The organism is Streptosporangium nondiastaticum, assembly GCF_003011965.1.
GTDB classification, from domain to species: Bacteria; Actinomycetota; Actinomycetes; order Streptomycetales; family Streptomycetaceae; genus Streptomyces; species Streptomyces nondiastaticus.
On the sequence record NZ_PXWG01000431.1, the window covers coordinates 1 to 246 of the forward strand.

Here is a 246-nt window from a genome sequence, read left to right on the forward strand (position 1 = left end):
CCACGTGTGTATCGCTACTCATGCCTGCATTCTCACTCGTGAACCGTCCACAACTCGCTTCCGCGGCTGCTTCACCCGGCACACGACGCTCCCCTACCCATCACAGCCTCCGTTGGGAGTATTGCTGTAATGACACGACTTCGGCGGTACGCTTGAGCCCCGCTACATTGTCGGCGCGGAATCACTTGACCAGTGAGCTATTACGCACTCTTTCAAGGGTGGCTGCTTCTAAGCCAACCTCCTGGT

1 rRNA gene is annotated in these 246 nt (G+C 57.3%); it reads right to left on the reverse strand.

Annotation, left to right across the window (positions count from 1 at the left end):
- Positions 1-246: ribosomal RNA gene (locus tag B7P34_RS36555) — 23S ribosomal RNA — on the reverse strand; the annotation flags it as partial.